This window comes from Acetobacter lovaniensis, assembly GCF_014207635.1.
Classification (GTDB): domain Bacteria; phylum Pseudomonadota; class Alphaproteobacteria; order Acetobacterales; family Acetobacteraceae; genus Acetobacter; species Acetobacter lovaniensis.
In genome coordinates this window covers 1-17,201 of sequence record NZ_JACHIE010000009.1, presented here as the reverse complement: position 1 = coordinate 17,201, position 17,201 = coordinate 1, and the positions used below count along the sequence as shown (strand labels likewise).

Here is a 17,201-nt window from a genome sequence, read left to right as displayed (position 1 = left end):
TGATGGTGGAGGAACGTTATGATCGCATACTTGAGGAATTCGTTTAAAATAACGACGTGTATCTCTTTGATCGCTTTGCTTTCTGCGTGTGGCACGACGACAGATCGTCGACTCAGTGAGGACAAACAAAGTTGCCGGAGCATGGGGCATACTCCGGGAACGGCTGAGTTCAAGAACTGTCTGGCGGATTTAAATGCCCGAAGGTGTGCCACTTCCCGGCAAAAGGGGTGGGGAGAACATCACGACGTATCGCTGGACTGCACAAGGTTGCCCTAAATACGTCGTCCAGTAGGTTTTGAAACATCGTTTGTGTATATCATGATGTAATTAATAGGTGTCATGATGTCGCGATCCGGCTTCAGTCAGAAGCGCCGAATGGCGAGGCGTCGTTTTTGTTTGAGACATTCGGTAGCTTTTTCTGTGGATTACACGGGGCCTAGCATATTCTGTTGACGGTGCGGTTCATGTTGGTGTTTTGATTCAGATACAGATCTGAACATCACATCTTTTGCGATGTATACTGCGAGTACACATGTCCAGTTTCGAGGAGCAGATAACGCAGGCTGGACGACCGACAAGAGGATGGTTAAGGACTTAATCGGCCTCGGGTTTTTCATGAAAAGTCAGAGGGTGGGAGTGATTTCGTGACGGATAAAGAGGGGGGAGAGAGTCTTCCGCCGGTCCGTCACGGAGTGTCCCGCCATGGCGAGCGCCATCCAGAAAATCGCCCTCAATGCGTCCCGTGATATCCCTTTCAACAGGCTGGTGCTGTCGCAGTCCAACGTGCGGCGTGTGAAGGCCGGCCTGTCGATCGAGGAGCTGGCCCGCGATATCGAACGTCGTGGGCTGCTCCAGAGCCTGAACGTCCGGCCCGTTCTGAACGGCGAGGGGGCAGAAACCGGCACCTATGAAGTGCCAGCCGGCGGTCGTCGCTTCCGCGCGCTCGAACTGCTGGTAAAGCAGAAGAAACTGGCGAAAACGGCCCCGGTGCCCTGTGTCGTGCGCGAGGCCGGATCGGCCATTCTCGCCGAGGATGATTCCCTGGCCGAGAACGTGCAGCGCGTGGCGCTGCATCCGCTGGACCAGTTTCGTGCCTTTCGCGACATGCTGGAGAAGGGCATGTCCGAGGACGAGATCGCCGCCGCGTTCTTCGTCGTGCCCACCGTGGTCAAACAGCGCCTGCGCCTGATGACCGTGTCCGACAAACTGCTCGAGATTTACGAGCAGGACGGCATGAAGCTGGAACAGCTCATGGCCTTCTCGATCAGCGACGATCCTGCGCGGCAGGAGCAGGTCTGGGAGATTATTGCCCAGAGCCATAACCGCGAGCCCTATCTGATCCGCCGCATGCTGACGGAAAAAACCGTGCGCGCATCGGATCGCCGCGTAAGCTTCGTCGGGCTGGACGCCTATCTTGCGGCTGGCGGTCCCGTCATGCGTGACCTGTTCGAAGCCGACGATGGCGGCTGGCTGGGCGATCCCACTCTTCTCGACCGGCTGGTGATGGAAAAACTGGCGGCAGCGGCCGAGGATATCCGAGCCGAAGGCTGGAAATGGGTCGAAACGGCTCTGTCCTTCCCCTGGGGACACACACGGCAGTTCGCGGAGATCGACGGGACGACCGTTGAACTTTCCGATGAAGAAGCGGGCCGTCTGACCGCTCTGCACAGCGAGCAGGAAACCATTGAGGCGGAATACGCGCAGGCCGATGAGTTCCCGGAGGACGTCGATACGCGGCTGGGTGAAATCGAGCAGGCTATCGAGGCGCTGGAAGAACGCCCTGTTTCCTTCGATCCGGCGGACATGGTCCGGGCCGGTGTCTTCGTCAGCCTGGATACAGACGGCACGCTGCTGGTCGCACGGGGTTTCGTCCGGCCGGAAGATATGCCGGTCGAACTCGAAGTCGATCAGGACGAATCAGACAGATATGACGACGCCATTGACCACCGCGGCGATGGCGATGATGCCGAAGGGGATGGGAGGGAAGGCGCACCCGATACCGACCCCGAGGAGGAAGACGGACTGAAACCGCTTTCCGATCGCCTGCTGACGGAACTGACGGCCTGGCGCACACTGGCCCTGCGGGATGCGTTTGCCAGCAATCCGCATGTCGCGCTGACCGAACTGCTTCACACGCTGGTACGCGATCTGTACTGGCAGGTTTCGGGCGCAGATTGCCTGGAAGCCTATGTCCGGGAAATCCCGCTGCAGGTCCATTCCCCCGACATGCCCGGCAGCCTGCCGGCCCACGCGCTGCGCCAGCGCAACGAGGGCTGGAAGCACGATTTGCCGGAAGACGAGGCTGCACTCTGGCTGTGGCTCGACCGGCTGGACGACACCAGCCGTCTGGCCCTGCTAGCGCATTGCCTGTCTTTCGGGATCAACGCGCTGCATGAATCGTCTCATGGTCCGTCTCTGGCACGCAGCGTCAGGGAGCGGCTTGCGCGAGCAGGCCGTCTCGCCACTGCGCTCGCGCTCGATCTGGCCGAAGCAGGCTGGCAGCCAACGGTGGAGAACTATCTCGGCCGCGTCACCAAGGCCCGCATCCTCGAAGCCGTGCGCGAGGCGCGGGGAGCCGAGGCGGCAGAGCGTATCGCCCATATGAAGAAGGGTGACATGGCGCAAGCGGCTGAGCGGCTGCTGGAGGGCTCCGGATGGCTGCCCGAGGCATTGCGGACGAGGAACGTGGCGGAGCGAAGTGAAGGGGGAGCAGGGGTAGCTCATATGCCCGATAGCCCGGACGCGGTGGCGGCCGAGTGATGTCAGCCCGCTGACTGGTATTGGCGCCTTTCGGTCTCCGGAAGGCGCCTTTTATATGGGAACGACGACATCACGCCGGAATGGCTGTCGACGGTGGTCAGTGACGGGTCACCGGCTGCAGGTGTCGATCCGTTTCAAGCCTGAGGGCCGCTGTCCATAAGGGTGTTTTGGTATAGAAATCCCGCCTGTTGAGGCCGGTACCGGTTCGGTGCTCGTTGAGCAGTCCTGCCCAGCACAGTGGACGCAGGACATGGACGTACAGACTGGCGGTCAGCTTGAAATCCCGGTGACGGATCTCCTCCTCTTCACCCCCGTAGAGAACCGAACATAGTCGCTCTTCGGTGACGGCAGCCTGGGCTTCGATATTGATGACGTTGAGAAAGATATCCCAGTTGCCGAACAGCGGCTCATCGCTTCGGGTGTAAGGACTGTGGTCAACGACAAAGAGGAGATGGGTCGTTAACAGCATCCAGAGCCGGGCAGGCTCCGATCTGAGTTTTCTCGCCAGGTCGGTCAGCCGCAGGGTTCCCTTGAAATGCCGTGCGAGCTTCGCACTGAGCAGAACCTCATGCAGGATCACCAGCGGCGGGAAATCGTGTTCATTGAGGACTTTGTTAACGGCGTAGAGGTCTTCGACCGTATAGGCTGGCCAGTCAAATGCCTCGGCGGCCCACGCGACAAAATAGCGCTTGAGCGCCTTGGTGGGCGTGAGGCCGATCGGGCCGTTTTCCTCAATATAGCCGATCGTCAGCAGCGCGGCCTTCAGGATGAGGGCATGCGACAGGGGGAGGTCGGTGTCGGGCGAACGAAACGGATTCATTACATAAACAATGAACCAGGTCGGTGCGAGTTGCCAGTCTGGCTTTGCGACGTAGGGACGATCTCCGTCCCGCGTCCTTCATTGTAATGTCGGTTGTCGCCTCATCTCGGCCATGAAAATACCCAAATAATTTTCCGTTTAGCAGACATCAAGTCTCGTCAAACATGCTCTGAAACGCATTTGGTGATGTCTGCTACTTTACTACGTAACCACTGATAACGGGGGTCGCTCCCGGTACGGCAGTGCCAGGCAAGAATCTTGTCAAAGCCCGGCACAGTCAGGGGACTGGGTGGACTGAACAGTACAAGATCCCTCCTCCCGTGTAAAAGTCTACGTGGGGCCATCGTGATCAGGTCCGTCTTCAGAAGAAGATCAGGGAGTGCCAGAAAATTTGGCACGGACAGGGCGACATGACGCCTACGTCCAAGTGTTTTGAGTTGCCTGTCTGTCGCGCCGCAGAACCGCCCGCCTTCATACGAGACGATGATATGACCGGCCGCGCAATACTGATCCAGCGTCATGTGCATGCCCGCGGTCGGATGGTTCTTCCGCGCCGCGCAGATATACTCTTCATGAAACAGCTTTGATGACAGCAGGTCGGGCGGGCAAGTCTCGGGGGTGATCAGCGCCATGTCGAGCTGACCTTTCTCCAACTGCTCCTGAAGCCGGGCATCATCAAGCGGATAAACCGCAAGCGTGATTCCAGGCGCCTCCTGTCGCAACCGAGCGATGAACGGCAGCAGCACAACCTGAAGCGCATAATCTGTGGCGGCAATCGAAACCGTAAATGACGCCGAAACCGGGTCGAAGGCGTCTGGCTGACAGAGTGTTCCGATCTCGCACAAGATGCGCTTGAGCGGCGCGACAAGATCGCGCGCGCGCGTTGTGGGCGTCATGCCGCGCTGTGTTCTGACCAGCAGCGGATCGCCAAAATTCTCCCTAAGACGCGTCAGCATGTTGCTGACCGCTGGCTGTGTCACGCCGAGCCGCTCGGCCGCCCGTGTCACGCTGCCTTCCTCAAGCAGCATGTCGAGCGCGCGGAGCAGGTTGAGATCGAGGGTCCTGATATCACCCATGTTTATGGGGCCCATATTCTGTGTCTATTGGATTTATTCTGAGGGCAATGCCATCCTGACGCAACTCATGATTCCTGCGAGGATAACTGCCATGCCTCACCCTCTGTTCAAGATACTGATGGTCGTGACCTCTCACGCGGCCCTGGGCGCTTCCGGTCATCAGACCGGCGTCTGGTTCGAGGAACTGACCACACCCTATTATGTCTTTCGGGATGCGGGTGCGCAGGTCGATATCGCATCGATTGAAGGCGGGAAAATCCCGGTCGATCCACGCTCCGTCCAGCATAGCGACAAAGATCCCGAGAGCGTGCAGCGCTTTCTGAAAGATCGTCCTGCCATGGATGATCTGGAGCACTCACGCAAAATCACCAGTGTTTCCGTAGATGGGTATGACGCCGTTTTTATTCCCGGCGGCCACGGTGTGATGTGGGACATGCCCAACAGCACACCGCTTCAGAGTCTGATCCTGCGCGCTTGGTCGGACGGCAAGGTTGTTGCGTTCGTCTGTCACGGGCCGGCAAGTCTGACCGGAGTTCGTAACCCCGATGGAACCCCGTTCGTGAAAGGCAAGAAGATCAGCGCTTTCTCGGACAGTGAGGAAGAAGCCGCCGGCCTGACAAAAACCGTTCCGTTCCTGCTGGAAACCCGGCTCCGCCACGAGGGCGCGATTTATGAGAAGGGCGAGAACTTCAAGCCGTTCATGGTCCGCGACGGACGGCTCGTGACGGGACAGAACCCGCAATCCTCCGCGCTGGTTGCACAGGAAGTTCTCTCGGTTCTCACAGAAGGCAAGGATACGAAATGACAGACTATGCGGTTCCCGATCATTATCGGGCCTGGTGCTGGGAGCAGGGAACATCGGCCTTGGATCTCGTGCTGAAGAGTGTTTCTCGCCCTGTGCTTCAGCCCGATGAAGTGCTGGTGCGCAATCATGTTGCCGGGCTGAACCCGGTTGACTGGAAAGCCCTCGGTGCGCGTCTGGCGCTGTGGGGGCCGGGTCAGGTCCCCGGTGTCGATGGCGCGGGCATCGTGGTGGCGGTCGGGCGGGATGTCGGAGCCGAGTGGCTGGGGCGGCGCGTGGCGTATCACCAGAGCCTGATGCGCCCCGGCAGTTTCGCCGAATATACGCCTGTCGGCCTTCGAGCGCTGATCGACCTGCCTTCAACGCTGGATTTCGAGACGGCGGCCGGCGTGCCCTGTCCTGCGCTGACGGCGTGGCTGGCACTGGCCAAACTGCCAAGTCGGACAGGAGACACGCTGCTGATCGCAGGTGCAGGAGGCGGTGTGGGCAATTATCTCGCCCAGCTTGCCGTGGACCGGGGTTTTGCCGTGACGGCGATGTGCAATGAGCGGCACTGGACACGGCTACGGGCCATGGGCGTGCAGGATTGCGTTGTAGGGCCTCTGAAAACCGGCGAAGCGCTACCCGACACACTGCAAAACCGTTTCCACGCAGTGATCGACTGCGTGAGCGCGGATCATGCGGCCGCCCTGGCTCCCGCACTGAAGGCGAACGGGCATATCGTATGCATCCAGAACCGACTGACGGAATGGCCCGATCCCCCGTTCACCCGCTGTATTTCAGTTCACGAAGTCGCTCTCGGTGCGCTGCATCAGTATGGCGACGATGCCGACTGGCGCGACCTTACGACGGCCGGACATCGTGTTCTGGCCTGTCTGGCGGAGCAGACTCTCGTTCCTGAAGAGAGCGTCATTCGCGACTTCAGGGATCTCCCGACATTTCTGAATGACCTCGAACATCGACAGTTTTCCGGCAAGGCGCTGATCCGCGTCACATCCGTTAAGGAAGCATGACATGACCCCCGCTCTCTTTACGCCCTTCGCCCTAAAGAACACGCAACTACGAAATCGCATCGTTGTTCCGCCCATGTGCCAGTATACCGCCGTTGACGGCTTCACAACCGATTGGCACGCAGCCCATTACGCAGGCCTTGCCCGCGGCGGTTCCAGTCTTGTTATCGTGGAAGCGACGGCCGTCTCTCCTGAAGGGCGGATCACGCCCGGATGTGCAGGGTTATGGGATGACCGGCATATCGCGGGCATGGCGGCTGTTGCGCGTGAGATCAAGGCCGCTGGTGCCGTCGCAGGGATTCAGCTTGCTCATGCAGGCCGGAAGGCGAGCGCCAACCGACCGTGGGAGGGTGACGACCATATTGCCGAGGGCGACCCGCGCGGGTGGGAGACGATTTCGCCGTCCGCCATCGCTTATGGCGCGAACCTGCCCCAGGTGCCGCGGGAAATGACGCGTGAGGACATCGCGCGGGTGCAGGCCGACTTTGTCGCCGCGACGCGACGGGCCGTGGAGGCGGGGTTCGAATGGCTCGAACTGCATTTCGCCCATGGCTATCTCGCGCAAAGCTTTTTCTCGGTTCATGCCAATCATCGTACAGACGAGTATGGCGGCGATCTGACGGGACGGAGCCGTTTTCTTCTGGAAACGCTCCGTGCGGTCCGCAAGGTGTGGCCTGAAACTTTTCCCCTGACGGCCCGCTTCGGAGTCATTGAGTTCGACGGACGGGATGAGGAGACGCTTGAAGAAGCCATCACCCTGACCCGCCAGTTCAAGGCGGAGGGACTGGACATGCTCAATGTCAGCGTCGGCTTCTCAACGCCGGATGCACAAATTCCGTGGGGTCCGGCATTTCTGGCGCCGATTGCCGAGCGGGTCAATCGTGAGACGGGCCTGCCCGTGGCGTCGTCCTGGGGGATCGATACGCCGCTTCTAGCCAATGGGGTCGTGGAAAAGAAGCAGATGGATCTGGTGATGGTGGGACGGGCACAGCTTGCTGATCCGCACTGGCCCTACGTGGCGGCATTGAAACTTGGTCTTGATCGGCCGTCCTGGGTTTTACCGCCGTCTTATGCGCACTGGCTGGAACGCTATCGACCGGCGGCGTCGGAGTAGATTTATTTCTAATATTTTCATGAGTTATGACTCTTATCATAACTCATGATTGGCATTTATATCTTGGGCGAATTATCAAACAGCTCAGCTTTCAGCAGAGGAGAAAATCTCAATGGCAAACGAAATCTTCTGGCCTCCGGGCTATATCCCGGGCTTCGCGGATAATTTCGCTTCGAATGAGATGATTGTGGCAGGCCTGACAACTACTGAAATCTGGCCGTTACTCAGTCATCCGGCGAAATGGCCAACCTATTATGCCAATTCCGCCAACCCTCGCTTTTATGATGATAAAGGTCCTGAACTGGCGCAGGGAGTGCGGTTTTATTTTGAGACGTTTGGCTTTCCTGTTGAGGCCGAAGTCACGGAATATGTTCCTCCAGCTTCGGGCCAGCCAGGCCGGGTGGCATGGCATGGATGGGCTGGCGAGGAAGGCTCAGCTGAGAGGCTTGACGTTCACCATGCTTGGCTGATTGAAGATCTGCCGGAAGGACGCGTCAGAATTCTTACGCAGGAAACCCAGAATGGGGAACCGGCCAAAACACTGGCAACGACGCGTCCCAATCCGATGATCAATGGCCATCAGGAATGGCTGGACGGGTTGGTTTCGGCAGCTCGAAGCTCAACGGTAACAAAATCATCCAAACTATGAACATTACTTTTTTTCGGAACTGCCTTTGAAGAGAATGTCCGTAATCTGCAACTCACGTTCAGCAGCGGACATTCTGCTCCCCCCCCCATTGCAGTCGTGATTTCCGGTAGGTGACGGGGACGCCGTGTTCCGGAATGAGGGGCCAGGTGTTTCTGCGGTTGGATGGGATCCCGCGTGGGAAGTGGTGATCAGAGGAAGAGGGTGGCTTCGCCTTCTGTGCCGAATAACCGGCATCAGAGGAGAGTTTTCCATGACTACAACCACCATCCTGCCCCCTGCGTTCCGTGGTGCGGCGTCCGGCGGCTTCCGGATCGATCCTTCGCGCGGGAAGCGTAGTGCCCGCGTCTCGTCCGAATGGTTCTCGCGCCCCGATGATGAGCGGTATCTCTCGCTGTCCGAGCTGCATGCCGCCACGCTGGCGCGTGCGGATCGGGCTACGGCCCGCACGGTAGAAAGCCGCGCCATCCGAGTGGAGGCGAGCCGCGACAATGCCGAGCGCCTGACCCTGACCGTGCCGGGGCAGAATGACCCGATTGCTCCCACACACTGGTCCTTTGGCCAGATGTGCAGCCTGGTTGGTGCCCCCTCGTCGTACCTGCGCAATCTTCCGGCTCCGCTGGCGGCAATCAACCTGCAGCACGGGTTGCTGTCGCACCGGGCCGAACTGGTCAAGACGCTGGAAACCGAGGACGGGCGCGTCGAACTGCGTGCTTTAACTGGTCCCGATTACGGTCGTATCTGGGACCATGAACTGGTGGGCGCGGTGCGCAAGATCGCCGGTGATGGCACCGGCGATACCAACTGGAAGGTGCCCGGTGTGATCGACTGGGCCACCATGACCCATAACCCCTATGTGGACATTACGAAGGAAACCACGACGCTCTACGCATCGGATCGCGATGTGTTCCTGTTTCTCGTCGACGATACACACCCGATTGAGGCGGGACGCCTGCCCAATGGTGAGCCCGATCTCTATTTCCGGGGTTTCTATGCATGGAATTCAGAAGTCGGCAGCAAGAGCCTCGGCATTGCGTCATTCTACCTGCGCGGAGCGTGTCAAAATCGTATGTTGTGGGGCGTCGAAAATTTCGAACAGATCACGATCCGGCATAGCAAGTTTGCAGCCTCACGCTTCGTGCATCAGGCGACACCGGCGCTACGGAACTTCGCCACAGCCAGCCCGGCCTCGTTCGTCTCGGGCATTCAGGCCTCGCGCAAGGCGCTGGTGGCGAAAACCGACGAGGACCGCGAAAGTTTCCTGCGTCGTCGCGGGTTCTCGAAGCCAGAGACAACGAAGATCATCGAAACCGTGCTGCATGAGGAAGGGCGCAAGCCGGAGAGCGTGTTCGATTTCGTGCAGGGGATCACGGCGCTGGCGCGGACAAAGGCCAATCAGGACACGCGGCTGGATCTGGAGGAGAAGGCCCGCAGGCTGATGGAGCGTGCGTCCTGAAAGACGACTGCACGCTTTTCCGTAAAGACGTTTTTACGAGCCCGGCCACTGCGCCGGGCTTTTTCGTTTCGGGAGTTTTTCCGATGGCTGATTTCTTCACGCATTTTTCCTGCGTTCTCGATGTGGGCACAGTGGACAATGCCGCAAAGGCGCTCGACCTCTACAATGCGTTCATGGACGAACTGGCGGCGGAAGATCCACCCTCTGACGGTTTTGTCCTATCGATCGTGCCCGAATATGGCGGCACGAAACTCTGGATGCACGATGAGACGATCGGAGATCCGCATCAGGTGGTGGAATTCGTGCTACGCTGTGCGCGAATATTCCGGTTGCGGGGCCGATGGGGATTCCAGTGGGCCAATACGGCCTCACGTCCCCGGATAGGCGCCTTCAGCGGCGGTGCGCATCTGCTTGACCTTGGCAGGCGCAAAACGATTTCATGGATGACCACCGATCGCTGGCTGGCGATCGCCCTGGACGGAGGCAATCCCGACACAGGAGGGCAGGGCGATGACCTTGCATGATGCAGGCGATCTCGCCCGTCGGCTGGCGGAGAACGCGGAGGCGGTGTGCCGGCAGTATCTGTCCGCCGGTCGCCGTCACGGCAATTACTGGCTGGTCGGTGACGTGCGCAATACGCCCGGCCGGTCGCTGTTCGTCCGGCTCCACGACACCGCCAACGGCAGGGCGGGAAAATGGACGGACGCTCAGTCGGGTGAGCATGGCGACCTGCTCGACGTGATCCGCGAAAGCCTCGGCCTGGTGGATTTCCGCGACGTGGCCGACGAGGCACGCGCCTTCCTCAGCCTGCCGCATCCTGACCCAGTGCCGCCGTCACAGGACCGACCTGCCCGTGAGCGTGCTTCCGCCAGTTCTTCCGAAGCGGCACGACGGCTCTGGGCCATGTCCGGGCCGATCATAGGCACATCCGTAGACGCGTATCTCCGTAGACGCGACATTACGCTTTTGCACGAAACCGAAGCCCTGCGCTTCCATCCGCGTTGCTTTTACCGCCCGGACGAGGACGGTCTGACCGAGACCTGGCCCGCCATGATCGCCGCTGTCACCGACCTCGACGGCACTCTGACCGGTGTGCATCGCACCTGGCTGGCGGCGGACGGCCGTGGCAAGGCACCGGTCGACCATCCGCGCCGTGCCTTGGGCGGGCTGCTCGGTCATGCCGTGCGCTTCGGGGTGGCATCCGACGTGCTCGCCGCCGGGGAAGGCATCGAGACGGTGCTTTCGCTGCGGCAGGTTCTGCCCGATCTGCCATTGGCCGCCTGCCTGTCTTCGGCACATCTCGCTGCCCTGATCTTTCCGCCGCTGCTACGCCGTCTCTACGTCCTGCGCGACGACGATCCGGCCGGGGATCAGGCGCTGGCGACGCTGCACGCCCGCGCGGGTGACGCCGGGATCGAACTGATCGGCCTGTCGCCACGGCTGGGCGATTTCAATGATGATCTCCGTGCGCTGGGACGCGGCGCGCTGCGGGCGATCCTGCATCCGCAACTCGCGCCAGCGGACGTGGCACGCTTTCTGGAGGCCGCCGATACCTGAGCGGGCCGGAACGAGGAGTGGGGGGGCCGTCTTCTGTCGGCGGGCCTGTCCTGCCTCCCGTCCGGCAGGTCCGCGCCCCGGCCTTTCAAGTGGGGAGCGGGCGTCAGCCGGGCCGGGCCTTCAATGGCGTGAGCCGGCTATTTTCCGTCGCGCCCTGTGGGGGCGCTTTACATCGCGAGGCAAAATAGCCGGCCCCCTGCCATCCTTCGCTGTGCTGCGGCCGCGCGCCAGCGCGCGGTTCCGGCCCGTCCCTGGTCTGCCGCTGTCCGCCCCCGGAAAGGCCGCGAAGGGCGCAGCCGGAGACCTGGGAGGACAGCCTCATGACCCGCATGACCGACGATTTCGAACCGCCGCACGCCGCTTCATCCACCGCGCATGTGCTGACCGAACTCCAGATGTATGGCTACCGTCCCTTCGCGGACGAGCCGGACCCCAGGCCGCTACCCGAAGCGCAGCGCATCGGGGGTGCTGTGGCCGACATCTTCGACGCCATCGCTGCGACGCTGACCGACACACGGCTGGAAGCCGATCTCGAAGCATTGCTCTGGTCCACCGTGAACATCTTCCACCGCATGGTCGGCCAGGTTGAGCGTGAGCTTGACCGCAACGAGCAGGCGCAGAAACGGAGCCAGCAGGAACAGGATGGCAGCGAGATCCGCTCGGTGGAACTGGAGCGGCTGATCGCCGAAGGGCTGACCCTGATCGAGCGCCGCAACGCCTACGAGATCTTCCGCGACGAGGCGCAGGAGCAGTTCGAGCGCCTGACCCTGAGCGCGTGGCGTCCGAAGGCCGGCTCGCTGGTGTCACGTCGCACCATGACGGCCTCCATGATCGACAGCCGCGATTTCCTCAACGCCCGACGCCGCGCCGAGGGCGAGTTGCTGGTCCCGCCCGGCCCCAAGGTGGTCGTGACCGGGGGCCTGGACTTCGACGACCATATCCTGATCTGGGACCGGCTGGATAAGGTGCGGGCCAAGCATCCCGACATGGTGCTGCTCCACGGTGGCTCGCCCAAAGGTGCTGAGTTCATTGCCTCACGTTGGGCCGATCACCGCGATATCGTGCAGATCGCCTTCAAGCCGGACTGGACCAGGCATGCCAAGGCCGCGCCCTTCCGTCGTAACGATGCGCTGCTCGACACTATGCCGATCGGCGTCATCGTCTTCCCCGGTTCAGGCATCCAGGAAAATCTGGCCGACAAGGCAAAGCGGCTCGGTATCCCGGTCCTGCGGTTCGGAGGCGGCGCGTGAGCGCTCTCTCCTTCCCCGCAAGCCAGCGTCTCAGGCAAGAACCTCAAGACCGTGCTTCTGAATGACGCTCAACAGCTTGAGCGCCATCCCGCTCGGCCGTTTGGCGCCGCTCTCCCACTTCTCGACCGTGCTTTCGCTCGTGTTCAGATACCGCGCGAAGACCGGCTGGCTGACATTGTTCGCCTCGCGGAGACGCTTGATCTCGATCGGCTCGATCGCAGGGGGCACCACCAGATGGCGCGTGTCAAAATCACGCATCGTCGCCTTGTCGAGCGCGCCGACCTTGTGCAGCATTACCGCCCCGGAATGAATGGCCTCGGAAATGTCGCTCCGGAAGCTATTTTTTCTCTTCATCGCCATGGCATATCTCCGTCAGGTCTCGATCCTTCAAAAGCCGTTCGACCTGTTCCCCGGTCAGCACGGCATAGGCTTTGGCGAGGGTCCGGAAGTCTTCCAGTTCATCGCTATCGATATTGTCCCGGTCCTTCTTCGCGAACAGATAGGCGTAGATCCAGTATCGACCGCCTTTCGCAAGAATAATGCTGCGATGCAGGTTCTTGTTCAGGCGCTTCTTGAAGACACCACCACCCAGATCGACGGCCTGACCCTTCATGACCTCCCGGATCGCTTTGCAGAGTTCATCGTCTTTGATGCGAGCTTTCCGGGCCGCCCTGGCGAACCAGGCGGTCTTGAATGCCCGCTGGGATGGCTCGGCATTGGTCATGACCTCCTATGTAGCACCAGGTGCTATGGATCGCAAGGTTCTTCGCAACGCCACCGGATCACGGGGGAAGGCAATAACGCTCGACCTGATTGACCGCAACGTCCGCATACCAGCGATAGATTTCGATGATATCGTCACCGGCGGGACGTAAGCCGCGCGGATTTTCGTTCCGGTCACCGTATCATCTGCGCTATAATGCGGGTTGCGCCGTGGTGGTGGTGGCAGGCGCGACCGTCCGACATTGTCGGTTGCACGGAGACCGCCGCCATGTTCATCCTTGCTCCCTTCCTGCTCGTCGCCGGCATTGGCTTCCTGTGCTGGTTGTTCTTTACCGTGGCAGTCTTCGCCCTGCCCTGCGCCATGGGTCTGATGGCCGGGTTCTGGGCGTATGGTGCGGGTGCTGGTGTTGTCGGCGGGATCATCGTCGGTTTCGTCGCGGGCGCTGCAACCTTCGTTATTGGCCAGGTCGCCTTCGCCTTGGTGCCGTGGATGTGGCTCAAGCTGCTGATCGTCCTGCTCTATACGGTGCCCGCCATTATCATGGGCTACAGCACGACACATGGGATCGCCCAGATGCTGATGCCGTCTCCGGCGTGGCAGCTCTTTTTCTCCATCATCGGCGCGATCGCGGTGGGCGTCACCGCTTTCATCCGCTTTACAACCGTGGCCCCACCCGGACCGTCCGGCGGCAATATCGCGCGGGTCTGACACCGCTCTGGCAACCGGCGAGGCAGGACAGGATCGGGGGCTTTCGCATCTGGCCGCCTCGCTGTCAGGAGGGTATGGCAGGAGCGATCGATGAGGCCCTGATTGCAGCATATTGGCTGAAGGTGCTCTTTCCCTGGAGCGTGGACGTCCAGCGCTTCCTGTCAGCATCGGCCGGTGGAATCCCGGAAGGCAGGGCGTGTCCGTGCGAAACGCAGTCCCGGAACGGGGCGTGTGCAGGGTCGGAAGCAGGGCATGACGATGCCTTCCCCTTCCTGGCCGACACTTGCGTGGGGCGCGGGTGGCCATAGTCTCCGTGATGTGTGCTCTGTCGGGCCGCGCACGCATGCCGCCTCTCAAGATGGCTGATCTAGCCGAAGGTCGGCTGCGCCTCGATCGGCCATGGCGCAACAGCGGTCCATAATTTTCTTCCCCTGACGGCTGCGCCGTCATTCCTCGCGAAACAAGAAAATTCCGTCCCGCCGTCCTCCGCTGCGCTTCGGTCCCTACGGGATGCGCCGCCGCTCGCCTCCGTCTGTCCGATCGCCATCGAGGCCGCAATGGTGCGGGCTCGGTAACAGAGATCACGGAGCAGTATCATGGCTACCATCGGCACCTTCAAGAAAGTCGGCAACGGATATAACGGCGAGATCGTCACCCTCTCGCTCCAGACCCCCAACGTCCGCATCGCCCCCGAGACCACGCGCCTGAACGAAAATGCCCCCAGCCACCGCGTCTTCGTCGGCCGGGTCGAGATCGGAGCGGCCTGGTCCCGGCGCTCCAACGAGGGGCGCGACTATCTGAGCCTCAAGCTCGACGATCCGAGCTTCAACGCCCCGATCTTCGCCAACCTCTTCGATGACGAGGACGGCGAGGGCTACAGCCTGATCTGGTCCCGCCCCAACGGCCGCCGCAACGGCGACTGAGGTGCCAGCGATCCCCCGCCCGGCCGGTCCGGGTGGGGCCTTCGCATGACCGATCGCGAACCGGCGGGTGGGCGCACCAGTCGCGCCGCGCCCAATCTGCCAATGTGTGGGCAAGAAAGGGGAACAGGGCTTCCCTCAGCCTTCCCATTGTACCATGCCCGGCGTGAACCGCCTCAAGGACGCGCGGTCCCCCCAATTTTGCCCGGCGCACCCTACGGGCACACCAGACAAAATCGGCTCCCCCGCGCGCCGCTGGGGCGGTCGCCTGCGGCGATCCTTGACCCGATTCACGCGCGCATGAGGCGACGGCCTGTCTTCGAAAAACGAAAGGAGCAGGACGATGACCACGCTACACGACCAGATCCAGATGCTGCGCGCCGAACTGACCAGCTTTCACCTCAGCCGTCGTGAGCGGGCCAAAATCGAGCGTGAACTGAACCAGGTATGCGCGCAATTCGCAGCAAAATGCCACGACGGGGAGGCCTCCGCGTAAGCGGGGGTCTTTTCGTCTGGTCGCCCGTACCGACGGCGGACCCCACTGACGGTCCTATCAGAAGCAGGACGCCGGTGTTTCCTCACTATCCAACTGAAAGAACGATATTGAATCTCCATTATACGACTATTATAGTCGTATTTCTGGTGTGCATGCCCTGCATGTCGGATGTGATCATGGATGATCACTGGCCGACAGGTAAGGGCGGCACGGGCACTCCTGAACTGGACACAGGAACGGCTCGCTGAAAAAGCCCTCGTAGCATTGACCGCGCTCAAGCGCCTTGAATCCGAGCGTGGCCTTGGTGTCCATGAGGGCACGATCGACCAGGTCCGCCGCGCGCTGGAAGCAGCGGGCATCCTGTTCATCGAGTCCGGGCAAGGGCGTGGTGTCATGTTTCTTCACGAGACTTCCGATCCACAGACGCGACAGGATGCGGGCCGTCGCAGACGCGCGCCGTCCTGATCGGCCTGGCCGCGCAGCCTTCCCACTCGGCCCCGCGTTGTTTTTTGCGTCAGCGCGGAACCGTCGAACGGTCGTCATTCCACGAATTTGTTATCGAACCGATCCAACAGCGCTATCACGAGGGATCGTCATGACCCACCCATCCTTCCAGGATCACCCGCCTCTGACGGCGCGTGTGAACGCCTATGACGAGCAGCATCTCGACCTTTATCTCCGCCTCCTGATCGCCGACGAGGAAGGTGCCGACTGGCGCGAAGTCGTTGCGGTGCTGTTCAAAATCGATCCTGTCTGTGAACCCGTGCGCGCCAGGGCTGTTTACGACAACCATCTTGCACGGGCGCGCTGGATGACCAAAGCCGGCTACCGGCATTTGCTGGAGCCGCGCCTGCAATAGCCGGGCTTCGCCGGCCCACGCGCTGGTCCCCCACGGCACTCTCCCCAATAGAAAATCAGGGTCTATGCGCTCGCGGTTCCGATCCGGCTAATTGAGGCTGCCCCCTTGCCGTATGAGGGGCCAGACAGGGAGGTCACCATGCCGACATCCTTCTGGCGTTCACAGGAAATACGCGACCGTATCAGCACTCTGGACCGTTCCGGTTTCGCCGTCGAGTTCCTGCGCCGCAACGCGACGTACCGTCGCGAGTATGCCCGCCTGCAACGACGCATCGCCCGCCGGGCAACGGACGCCGCCGCAGAGCGCGCGGCGTTCGCCGAACGCTGGGGGTTGGGCTTTTGTCCATGCTCCCGATGAACCCGCCCGCCGCGGCCGCATGGTCTGGAGGCCCGAGGTCTCCCCGGCCACGCTGATTCTCACGCCGGCACCCTCGGGTTTCGCGACGGTGACCCCGATCGAACCCGCCATGCTGGGGAATATCCTGGCCCGTCACGACGATGCGGATGGCGGGTGGCTTACGATCGGCGACGCGGTTGGCGATCTCTTTCTTCGGCTTCTGGACCCTTCGGCCTTGCAACGCCCCGCCGTGCTGCTGCCGCTGGACGCTGCCGGCGAGCTTCGTCTCGACGTGGCGTTGCGCTTTTTCCGGCATCTGCGTGGCAGCCGCGTTGCCCTGCTTCCACGCGCGCTCCAGCTCACGCCGCTCCAGCGTGCGCGGCAGATTCAGCTTCTGATCGCCTTCGACATTCAGGAAATTGGTGGCGGCCCACGTGAGGTCGCCATAGCCGCCGGCCGTTCATGGCAGGCGATTTTACCTTCCATCGAGTGGAAGAACACTGCGGCGCGGCGCTTTGCGGATCGCCTGATTCAGGACGCAGAGAACCGGGTAAACGGCGGTTACCTGGATTTCTTCTGTGGTTGCCGTCCGTTATGCAAGAGTTTTCTGACCCATATTGACGTGTGATCGTGTGCGGTCTTCTGTAAGGCCTGTTGATGTGGCCTT

General features: G+C 61.2%; 20 protein-coding genes. 16 read left to right on the top strand and 4 right to left on the bottom strand.

All coding sequences use genetic code 11. The features are described from left to right. Positions 1-702 precede the first annotated feature (702 nt). Positions 703-2,760 (top strand): ParB/RepB/Spo0J family partition protein, encoded by a 2,058-nt coding sequence (locus HNR55_RS10620; RefSeq protein WP_010517432.1) that lies wholly within the window; start codon positions 703-705, stop codon positions 2,758-2,760. Between the two features lie 97 nt (positions 2,761-2,857). Here HNR55_RS10620 and HNR55_RS10615 read toward each other — a convergent pair whose 3' ends face one another. Then, positions 2,858-3,580: a hypothetical protein gene (locus HNR55_RS10615; protein ID WP_029604276.1), complete on the bottom strand. Its 723-nt coding sequence runs from the start codon at positions 3,578-3,580 to the stop codon at positions 2,858-2,860. A gap of 158 nt (positions 3,581-3,738) precedes the next feature. After that, positions 3,739-4,656 carry a LysR family transcriptional regulator gene (locus HNR55_RS10610; protein WP_025439974.1) on the bottom strand — a complete coding sequence of 306 codons (918 nt, stop codon included), beginning with the start codon at positions 4,654-4,656 and terminating at the stop codon, positions 3,739-3,741. Positions 4,657-4,747: 91 nt separating this feature from the next. Between HNR55_RS10610 and HNR55_RS10605 the strand changes: the two genes are divergently transcribed. The 8 genes from HNR55_RS10605 (at position 4,748) to HNR55_RS10570 (ending at position 12,491) form a co-directional block, all read left to right on the top strand. Beyond that, entirely contained in the window at positions 4,748-5,461 is a 714-nt protein-coding gene (locus tag HNR55_RS10605; protein ID WP_041250523.1) for a type 1 glutamine amidotransferase domain-containing protein, read from the top strand. Then, on the top strand, positions 5,458-6,471 hold the full coding sequence (locus HNR55_RS10600; protein ID WP_025439976.1) for a zinc-binding dehydrogenase: 1,014 nt from the start codon (positions 5,458-5,460) through the stop codon (positions 6,469-6,471). The genes HNR55_RS10605 and HNR55_RS10600 overlap by 4 nt, the downstream gene beginning before the upstream one ends. A gap of 1 nt (position 6,472) precedes the next feature. Beyond that, positions 6,473-7,582 carry an NADH:flavin oxidoreductase/NADH oxidase gene (locus HNR55_RS10595; RefSeq protein WP_025439977.1) on the top strand — a complete coding sequence of 370 codons (1,110 nt, stop codon included), beginning with the start codon at positions 6,473-6,475 and terminating at the stop codon, positions 7,580-7,582. Positions 7,583-7,694: 112 nt separating this feature from the next. Further along, a complete protein-coding gene (locus HNR55_RS10590) occupies positions 7,695-8,231 on the top strand; it encodes an SRPBCC family protein (protein WP_110581316.1) in 537 nt (178 codons plus the stop codon). A gap of 250 nt (positions 8,232-8,481) precedes the next feature. After that, positions 8,482-9,684: a hypothetical protein gene (locus HNR55_RS10585; RefSeq protein WP_062497132.1), complete on the top strand. Its 1,203-nt coding sequence runs from the start codon at positions 8,482-8,484 to the stop codon at positions 9,682-9,684. A gap of 83 nt (positions 9,685-9,767) precedes the next feature. Further along, positions 9,768-10,208 carry a hypothetical protein gene (locus HNR55_RS10580; RefSeq protein WP_010517766.1) on the top strand — a complete coding sequence of 147 codons (441 nt, stop codon included), beginning with the start codon at positions 9,768-9,770 and terminating at the stop codon, positions 10,206-10,208. Beyond that, positions 10,195-11,241, top strand: a complete 1,047-nt coding sequence (locus tag HNR55_RS10575; protein ID WP_166115204.1) for a DUF7146 domain-containing protein — start codon at positions 10,195-10,197, stop codon at positions 11,239-11,241. The genes HNR55_RS10580 and HNR55_RS10575 overlap by 14 nt, the downstream gene beginning before the upstream one ends. Before the next feature lie 320 nt (positions 11,242-11,561). Then, on the top strand, positions 11,562-12,491 hold the full coding sequence (locus tag HNR55_RS10570; RefSeq protein WP_010517762.1) for a DUF2493 domain-containing protein: 930 nt from the start codon (positions 11,562-11,564) through the stop codon (positions 12,489-12,491). 30 nt (positions 12,492-12,521) lie between these two features. Here HNR55_RS10570 and HNR55_RS10565 read toward each other — a convergent pair whose 3' ends face one another. Together HNR55_RS10565 and HNR55_RS10560 are read right to left on the bottom strand one after the other, a co-directional pair. Next, positions 12,522-12,851 carry a helix-turn-helix domain-containing protein gene (locus HNR55_RS10565; RefSeq protein WP_018308131.1) on the bottom strand — a complete coding sequence of 110 codons (330 nt, stop codon included), beginning with the start codon at positions 12,849-12,851 and terminating at the stop codon, positions 12,522-12,524. Beyond that, positions 12,829-13,215 (bottom strand): type II toxin-antitoxin system RelE/ParE family toxin, encoded by a 387-nt coding sequence (locus HNR55_RS10560; protein WP_010517758.1) that lies wholly within the window; start codon positions 13,213-13,215, stop codon positions 12,829-12,831. Before HNR55_RS10560 ends, HNR55_RS10565 begins: the two co-directional genes overlap by 23 nt. Positions 13,216-13,482: 267 nt before the next feature. On the opposite strand from HNR55_RS10560, the gene HNR55_RS10555 reads away from it, so the two are divergent. The 7 genes from HNR55_RS10555 to HNR55_RS10525 all read left to right on the top strand — a co-directional run bounded on the left by HNR55_RS10555 (position 13,483) and on the right by HNR55_RS10525 (position 17,162). After that, on the top strand, positions 13,483-13,923 hold the full coding sequence (locus tag HNR55_RS10555) for a hypothetical protein (protein WP_010517753.1): 441 nt from the start codon (positions 13,483-13,485) through the stop codon (positions 13,921-13,923). 596 nt (positions 13,924-14,519) lie between these two features. Beyond that, on the top strand, positions 14,520-14,846 hold the full coding sequence (locus HNR55_RS10550; RefSeq protein ID WP_018308129.1) for a DUF736 domain-containing protein: 327 nt from the start codon (positions 14,520-14,522) through the stop codon (positions 14,844-14,846). A gap of 340 nt (positions 14,847-15,186) precedes the next feature. After that, the gene (locus tag HNR55_RS10545) at positions 15,187-15,339 is read left to right on the top strand and encodes a hypothetical protein (protein WP_010518334.1); all 153 of its coding nucleotides are present in this window, start codon (positions 15,187-15,189) and stop codon (positions 15,337-15,339) included. A 180-nt stretch (positions 15,340-15,519) separates the two neighbouring features. After that, positions 15,520-15,804 carry a helix-turn-helix domain-containing protein gene (locus tag HNR55_RS10540; RefSeq protein ID WP_018308128.1) on the top strand — a complete coding sequence of 95 codons (285 nt, stop codon included), beginning with the start codon at positions 15,520-15,522 and terminating at the stop codon, positions 15,802-15,804. 130 nt (positions 15,805-15,934) lie between these two features. After that, a complete protein-coding gene (locus HNR55_RS10535; protein ID WP_010518332.1) occupies positions 15,935-16,198 on the top strand; it encodes a DNA -binding domain-containing protein in 264 nt (87 codons plus the stop codon). A 138-nt stretch (positions 16,199-16,336) separates the two neighbouring features. Next, positions 16,337-16,555 carry a transcriptional regulator domain-containing protein gene (locus HNR55_RS16745; RefSeq protein ID WP_010518331.1) on the top strand — a complete coding sequence of 73 codons (219 nt, stop codon included), beginning with the start codon at positions 16,337-16,339 and terminating at the stop codon, positions 16,553-16,555. Positions 16,556-16,643: 88 nt separating this feature from the next. Then, on the top strand, positions 16,644-17,162 hold the full coding sequence (locus HNR55_RS10525) for a DUF2285 domain-containing protein (protein ID WP_244182346.1): 519 nt from the start codon (positions 16,644-16,646) through the stop codon (positions 17,160-17,162). Positions 17,163-17,201 lie beyond the last annotated feature (39 nt).

Excerpts from the sequence above, each read along its gene's own strand:
- HNR55_RS10605 (WP_041250523.1), top strand. The coding sequence starts at position 4,748 with ATGCCTCACCCTCTGTTCAAGATACTGATGGTCGTGACCTCTCACGCG.
- HNR55_RS10570 (WP_010517762.1), top strand. The coding sequence starts at position 11,562 with ATGACCCGCATGACCGACGATTTCGAACCGCCGCACGCCGCTTCATCC.
- HNR55_RS10545 (WP_010518334.1), top strand. The coding sequence starts at position 15,187 with ATGACCACGCTACACGACCAGATCCAGATGCTGCGCGCCGAACTGACC.
- HNR55_RS10575 (WP_166115204.1), top strand. The coding sequence starts at position 10,195 with ATGACCTTGCATGATGCAGGCGATCTCGCCCGTCGGCTGGCGGAGAAC.
- HNR55_RS10565 (WP_018308131.1), bottom strand. The coding sequence starts at position 12,851 with ATGGCGATGAAGAGAAAAAATAGCTTCCGGAGCGACATTTCCGAGGCC.
- HNR55_RS10590 (WP_110581316.1), top strand. The coding sequence starts at position 7,695 with ATGGCAAACGAAATCTTCTGGCCTCCGGGCTATATCCCGGGCTTCGCG.
- HNR55_RS10615 (WP_029604276.1), bottom strand. The coding sequence starts at position 3,580 with ATGAATCCGTTTCGTTCGCCCGACACCGACCTCCCCCTGTCGCATGCC.
- HNR55_RS10585 (WP_062497132.1), top strand. The coding sequence starts at position 8,482 with ATGACTACAACCACCATCCTGCCCCCTGCGTTCCGTGGTGCGGCGTCC.
- HNR55_RS10620 (WP_010517432.1), top strand. The coding sequence starts at position 703 with ATGGCGAGCGCCATCCAGAAAATCGCCCTCAATGCGTCCCGTGATATC.
- HNR55_RS10595 (WP_025439977.1), top strand. The coding sequence starts at position 6,473 with ATGACCCCCGCTCTCTTTACGCCCTTCGCCCTAAAGAACACGCAACTA.
- HNR55_RS16745 (WP_010518331.1), top strand. The coding sequence starts at position 16,337 with ATGCCGACATCCTTCTGGCGTTCACAGGAAATACGCGACCGTATCAGC.
- HNR55_RS10560 (WP_010517758.1), bottom strand. The coding sequence starts at position 13,215 with ATGACCAATGCCGAGCCATCCCAGCGGGCATTCAAGACCGCCTGGTTC.
- HNR55_RS10555 (WP_010517753.1), top strand. The coding sequence starts at position 13,483 with ATGTTCATCCTTGCTCCCTTCCTGCTCGTCGCCGGCATTGGCTTCCTG.
- HNR55_RS10550 (WP_018308129.1), top strand. The coding sequence starts at position 14,520 with ATGGCTACCATCGGCACCTTCAAGAAAGTCGGCAACGGATATAACGGC.
- HNR55_RS10535 (WP_010518332.1), top strand. The coding sequence starts at position 15,935 with ATGACCCACCCATCCTTCCAGGATCACCCGCCTCTGACGGCGCGTGTG.
- HNR55_RS10580 (WP_010517766.1), top strand. The coding sequence starts at position 9,768 with ATGGCTGATTTCTTCACGCATTTTTCCTGCGTTCTCGATGTGGGCACA.
- HNR55_RS10600 (WP_025439976.1), top strand. The coding sequence starts at position 5,458 with ATGACAGACTATGCGGTTCCCGATCATTATCGGGCCTGGTGCTGGGAG.
- HNR55_RS10610 (WP_025439974.1), bottom strand. The coding sequence starts at position 4,656 with ATGGGTGATATCAGGACCCTCGATCTCAACCTGCTCCGCGCGCTCGAC.
- HNR55_RS10540 (WP_018308128.1), top strand. The coding sequence starts at position 15,520 with ATGATCACTGGCCGACAGGTAAGGGCGGCACGGGCACTCCTGAACTGG.